This is a genomic window from Myxococcus sp. AS-1-15 (genome assembly GCF_020037055.1).
Lineage (GTDB): Bacteria > Myxococcota > Myxococcia > Myxococcales > Myxococcaceae > Myxococcus > Myxococcus fulvus.
The window spans coordinates 1-6,229 of sequence record NZ_JAIQDF010000044.1 but is presented as its reverse complement, the minus strand read 5'-3'; the positions used below and the strand labels follow the sequence as shown (position 1 = coordinate 6,229).

Annotated in this window: 3 protein-coding genes; 2 read left to right on the top strand and 1 reads right to left on the bottom strand. The window is 62.7% G+C overall.

Features of this window, described 5'->3' with window-relative positions:
* The first annotated feature begins 926 nt into the window (after positions 1 to 926).
* Positions 927 to 1,874 carry a trypsin-like serine protease gene (locus tag K8625_RS43295; RefSeq protein ID WP_223786070.1) on the top strand — a complete coding sequence of 316 codons (948 nt, stop codon included), beginning with the start codon at positions 927 to 929 and terminating at the stop codon, positions 1,872 to 1,874.
* Positions 1,875 to 1,938: 64 nt separating this feature from the next.
* Here the strand turns inward: K8625_RS43295 and K8625_RS43290 are convergent, their stop codons facing one another.
* The gene (locus K8625_RS43290) at positions 1,939 to 5,874 is read right to left on the bottom strand and encodes a phage tail tape measure protein (protein ID WP_223786069.1); all 3,936 of its coding nucleotides are present in this window, start codon (positions 5,872 to 5,874) and stop codon (positions 1,939 to 1,941) included.
* Positions 5,875 to 5,980: 106 nt separating this feature from the next.
* On the opposite strand from K8625_RS43290, the gene K8625_RS43285 reads away from it, so the two are divergent.
* Positions 5,981 to 6,229, top strand: a 249-nt coding sequence (locus tag K8625_RS43285; protein WP_223786068.1) for a hypothetical protein, incomplete at its 3' end; no start/stop codon positions are given.

The window sequence follows — 6,229 nt, the reverse complement described above, 5'->3', positions numbered from 1 at the left end:
GCCCCTGCTCCCTCTTCCCGCTCACTTCCCGCCTGCCCGCCCTTCAGCCTGATCGAGAATCACGAACTTCGGTTTAGACAGAGCCACCCCGGTCCGGGTTGCCCTCGGGGCGGACAGACTGCCGTGGTTCATCGCCAAGGGCATCGCCATGGCCATGGAGTCCCGCGAGGCGTTCGCCCTGACTCGCATGCGGACGTACGACAAGAAGAGTCCGCGCAAACTATGGCCCCCCGCAGGAGGAGAGCTAGAGGTCACTACCTTCCCGTGAGTCCTCCTCGCGGAAGAACCTCAGAACAAGGAGACGGAGTAAATCCAATGCAGAGTGACGCACGACCCACTCATGCCGAGATGAAAGAAGATGCAGCTCCAACAAGCGGCCCTTGTCTCGACCTCCCTATGGGGTTGTTCACACCCACCATCTCTTGAAGCCTCTCTACTCCGACCTGAGTGTGGGTAACATTGGTTGCACAGGCGCAGACCAAGCACGACTCCCGGAGAAGCTTGCCACACACTCCCTGTTCGAGATAATATAGGCCTTGCATAAACAGATGGGGGGAGTCTCAATGAGAAGAGCATGCAGCATGGCAATCGCGATGAGTCTCTTGTGCACCAGCGGCTGCAGTCGCCCCTTCATGCACTACTCATCCGCAGAGGCAAGTCTGCTGGATGGACGGCCGGACCCATGCGATGCCATTGCGGATCGCCAAACACTGTGGTCCTCGCTCGCACTTGGCGCAGGGGCGGCCGCTGGCGCGGGCGGCCTGGGCACCATTCCAGTCGATAGTGATGGCGGCAAACTTGCCATCGGACTCACCACATTAGGGATCGGAGTCTTCTCAGCAGTTGCCACAGGACTAGCAACCGGCGCGTCCAACGACTTCAAGCGGAAAAAGTGCGTTGGTTTATAGCCCTCAGGCAGGTCCTCAATGACCAAGCTTCTCTTCTTTGCTGCAACTCTGACCTTCTCGTGTCATGCGCTTGCCGCGCCCCCAAAGGATGTGGCTGCGAAGAAGCAACTACAACTCCTCCGACATATCAGCGACCCTGACCTACTAGTCGTCAGGGGGACGCTAGACAGCGAGAACATCTACGACTCCGTCGTACTGGTTAAACCGGACCCGACGATCCGTACCGCACAAGAAGGACTCTGCAGCGGTACGCTGATCGCGCCGGACATTGTCCTGACAGCTGCTCATTGCTCGTGTGCCGAACTCCCGAAACGAGAAGATGGCACCTCGCAAATGGATGCAAGTCGGTGCGAGTCACGGGTCAGAGTTGGTATCTCACTCAACTCACCTGTCGGGGAAGTGGAGACATCAACAACCACATGGGTCAGCGGGCACTTCCTTCCCAATAAGGACTTTCTCGTAAAATATGACAGCGAACACAACCTGGGGACCGTCGAGGCGGACATAGCGCTCATCCGACTTGTTCAGCCTATTAAGGGAGTCAAGGTCGCTCGACTTCCTGAAGAATACCCGCAGGCGGGAGCGGAAGTTGTGCTCGTCGGATTCGGTGCCGACGAATATGGCATCATGGGGCTTCGCAGGTTTGGAAGCACTCAGATTGAATCAGCCACGCCAGAGCAAATCACACTGATCGACGGGAAGGTTAAGGCATGGAAAGGGGACAGTGGTGGCGCGGTCTTCGCCAATGGACCCAACAATACGCCTAGGCTCGTAGGCGTGATCAGTCATGGATCGGCAGTACATCCAACGGTCGTGACAAGCACATTCTTCTACCGCACGTTCTGTGCGACAGAACTCGACCGGTCACTGGCAACGGCCGTAGCAACAACCGCACCAACCACACCAATACCTGCCACCCCGCGCCCTCAAATCAGCAACAATCCGAGCACGCTACAGGCTCCATAGGCAGACACATCTACGGCGCATCCAGCAACTCCAGGACTACCGGGCAATCACCAATAGACACTACCTACCTCCGAGTTCGTAAAACGAAATTGTAGAGCTGTCCTCCGGGCTGCATCTCCCGGAGGATGAACTTCGTGAAGGCTGCTTCCACCGCACGCGCCAATCGCTCGGATTCAGCCCTCCCTCCGGACGACTGCACCTCCGACGTCACTGAGCCGTCCTGGCCGAAGTGGTTGACCACGGAGACGGTGACCTGGCCCCCGCCCTCCCCTGCCGGCGGGAGGATGTCCGCCTTGCTGGGCACGTAGAGCTTCGGCACCTGGGGCACGTCGGCGCCGGCAGCCAGCTTGCCGACGCCACCCGCCCCCGCGCCTCCCCCCAGCATGGAGCCGAACATGCCAGACAGGTCCGCGCCGCCCACGGTGGACCCGCCCGAGCTTGCGGCTGGCGCCGTCGTCATGCCGATGAGCGCCCCCGTCGCGGTGTCCACCAGCGCGAGGAAGGCCTTGTGCGCCAGCAGGCGCGCCAGGTCCTTCAGCATGCCGTCCACCATGGCGCGGAAGCTGAACTGCCCGGTGGTGGCGAAGGTGACGAAGGCGTCCTCCATGTGGTTGGCCGCGGACGTGACGGCGTCCTGGGCCAGCGCGAAGCCGGTGGAGAGCTGCTCCTGCAGCTTCGCCACCTCCCGCCGGTACGCGGCGGCGCCGATGCGGCCCTCCTGGAAGAGCTTCTCCACGGCAGCCATGCGCTTCTGCGCGTCGGCCAAGGGGTTGAGCTGCTTCTCCAGGTTCTCCAGCTCCTTGGCGAGCTGAGCCTCGGCACGGCCCTCTGGCGTCCACAGCTCCCGCGCTTTCGCGAGCTGCGCGTTGTAGTCCTTCAGCGTGAGGCGCCCTGCGTCGAGTTCCGTCCGGAGGAGCTGCTGGGCCTCCGCGAAGCGTGAACCGGACTGGTCCCCCAGCTCGCGGTTGAGCTGCTGGAGATTCTGGAGCCGATCCTTCTCCGCTTTCTCCAGTGCCTTCGTCGCCTCGGCCTCCTTCAGCCGAGCGATGGCCACGTCCGCCTGCTTCTTCTGCTCCGAGGAGAGCGCCTTGTACTCATCGGTGAGGCTGAGGGCCTCGGCCTTCGACTTCCCAAGGGCGCCTGCCTCCTCCTGGATGCGCTCGAGCCACGTCTGCGCCTTCTTCGCCAGTTCGTCCCGGGCCTGGGCCGCCTTCTTCGTGGCCTCCGCATCCTTGAGCTTCGCGATGGCCACGTCGGCGATCTTCTTCTGTTCCTCCGTCAGCAGCATGTACTCGTCCGATTGGTTGAGCGCGCCCGCCTTCGTCTTCCCGATGGCACGGACGTCCTCCTCCAATTTCGACAGCCACACCGCGGCCTTCTTCGCTTCCTCGACCTTCTTCTTGCCGGACTCAATAGTCTCCGAAGCCGATTTCGTAGCTGCGGCCCCAGCACGGCCATGAGCACCCGCGACCTTGTCAGCCAGCGCAGCCTCCTCCTTCGCAGCCTCCTCTATCGAGATGAGCGCCTTCTGGACTTCGGCAGCACGCTGCTGATGAACAGCGAGTTCCTTCTCCAGGGGGACAAGCTTCTCTTCAATCTGCGCGGCAAACCGCTTGTCCTTCCGAATCTCATGGAACGGCTTACCCTCACCAGCCCATCGCCAGTTCACTGCAATAATGAGCTTCTGCTTTTCCTTCACTGCGGCAGACAGACGCGCAATCTCTGACTGGGCAGCCTTCAAATCCTCGTCTGCGACCGTGCGAATAGCTGTCCTGAGTTCACCAATCGTGTCAACTTCGCTCGTCAGTAGGTCCTGGTACTTCCCGCCCAGAGCGGCGGCTTCTTCCTTTGCAATGGCCAGCAACTCCAGTGCCTTGCGCTGGTCATCAATGGCCTTTGTCTGCTTCGTGAGATCCACTACGATCTGCGCACCTCGCCCCACCGCTGCTGCGGACTCCTGAGCGTGCTGCATCGCCTTCTCTCGGGCCTCTTCCGCAGCCCGGCCGAACTCGGCGAATGCTGTGACGGCCGCGCCCAGGGCGATGACGACCACTCCGATGGGCCCCCCCATCGCCGCTAGTGCTGCAGACCCTGCCCGCGTGGCGAACGTCGCGCCCTCAATCGCAATTGCCTCACGGACCTTCGCCTGGGCGAGGGTATTGGATGCGATGGCTGCCCGCGTGTGGGCGACGGTGAACGGCCCTTCAAGAGCAGCAGCAGACTGGAGCAGAGCCTGCCGCTTCTCGAGATGTGCCAGGGCGGCCTTCAGCGCCTCAGCCCGACTCTCTCCTTGGGCGCGTTTGTAGCTAGCCTCCGCGAGAACAGCTTCGACGACGGACTCCCTCGCCTTCTTCGCAGCCGCCGCCTTGTCGAGGAGTGCCTTCGTCCACTCCTGTCCCCAGGCGACCGCTCGCGCCGCGCCGAGCACAGCCAGCGCCTGAGCGAGGTAGCGAGCCGCCGTCGTCACCTCCTCGAAGTTCTTCAGCAGCCCATCCATGACGGGGGAGATTGTGTTGAGCAGACTCTCGCCCACCTCCACACGCAGCCCGGCGAAGCGCGCTCGAAGCTGGTCCACCTTCATTTGTGGCGTCTCCGCCATCTTCTTGAAGGCCGCCTCCGTCTTGCCTGCCGACGTCTCCATGTTTTGGAGCGACGTCGCGAAGTCCACCGAGGCCGGGCCCGAGAGCGTCATCACCGGAAGGAGCGCCTCGACGCCACCGACGAGCGCAGCAAGCAACTCCGTGCTACCACCCGTCTTGTCCTTCATGTCCTGAAGGAAGCCCGCGAAGCCCTTGGACTTCAGCCCGGCGATATTGAATTCGATGCCGAGTTCCTTCGCGAGGATGGCGGCTTCGTTGGAAGGCTTAGCCACCTGCGCGAGGATGGCCCGCACTCCCTCCATGGCCGTCTCCGTCTTGACACCCGCCTTGGTGAGCGCAGCGTTCGCAGCCAGCAACTCCTGGAGCGACACACCCGTCTGGGACGCAATCGGCGCCACCTTGCCGATGTGACGGGCGATGGTCTCGATGGATGTCTTGCCGTCCGCCGCTGATACGAACATGGCGTCAGCAGCCTGCGTGGCACTCCTGAGCTGAGTGCCGTAGCTCGCCATGATCGACGTCAGGCCGTCTGCCGCGACGCTCACCTCCGTCACGCCGCCGATGGCCAGCTTGTTGGCGATGGCCAGCATCTCCGTGGCCTTCGCCGCGTCGGCCGCGCCCGCGCTCATGATTTCATACAGCGCCTTGGCCTGGTCGGTGGGCCCCCGGCCAAACTGCGCGCCCAGTCGCTTGGCGCTCTCGGCGAGCTGTCCCATCATCCCGAGTTGGTTGTCCTCGAGGAGAGTGCTCACCTGTGCCATAGCCGTCGAGAAGCCCAGCGCCTCGGTGGTGACGCTCCGCAACGTGGCTCCCACAGCCACCATGCCCATGAGGTTGCCGGCAAGCCCTCCGAGCCCCTTGGAGAGTTGCTCCACGGGTGCCTTGGCGGACTCCGCCGCCTTCGCCACCTCCTGGACGGACTTCGCCGCGCGCGCGTCGTCCTGCATCTTCGACAGCGCCGAGGTGGCCTTGCTCAACTCGCCCATGAAGCGGGTAATCGAACTCGTGTCCCCGAAGGAGGACGTAAGGCGTGCAGTCGCCCCTTCAAGCGCGGACATCTTCGTGTGGAGAGCGTCGACCGCCTTCGTATTCGAGGCGACCTGCTGGAAGCGCTTCGACGCCTCGGTCATCTGGTCCACGTGCTTGACGAGGGTGTCCATCCGCTCAAGCTCCTTCAGCTTGTTGCGCATGACCTCGAAGGCCTTGGAACTTGCCGCCACCTCTTTGTGCATCCGCACGATTTCTCGCTGGAGCTGCGAGGATGCCGCCCCAGCCTTCTCTGTCGCCTGCTCCGTCCTTTCCGATGCCTTTGACAGGTCGTTGAGCCCCTGCACCCCGGCTGCGGTGCCCGAGGTGTCGATGCGCACGGACAACGTCGCGAGGTCGAACTGCTCAGACACAGTGGACTCCATCCGAGTTCGCGGAAGGGCAGATGCGCGGGGACGTGGGCACCTGAATGTGTGACCAGTGGACCTGGGTACTCACCCTGTGCTGGTTTCCTGGACCATGCTCGTCCGCCTCGCCTTCGTTGCCCTGCTCCTGATTGCTGCCTGCGCCTGTCGCTCTGACGAAGAGAAGCGGCTCGAAGCGGAGCGCGTCGAAGCGGTCCGGTACAGCAACGAGGCTCATGGGAGTCCTGAGCTGCGATGGGACACGGAAGGGAAACACCACACCACCTTCATTCGAGTTCAGCCCTTTGGGTCCAAGGACCCGGACGAAGTCCGGGCCGCCATGCTCCGGGAGATGCCGAACTAC

Excerpts from the sequence above, each read along its gene's own strand:
- K8625_RS43295 (WP_223786070.1), top strand. The coding sequence starts at position 927 with ATGACCAAGCTTCTCTTCTTTGCTGCAACTCTGACCTTCTCGTGTCAT.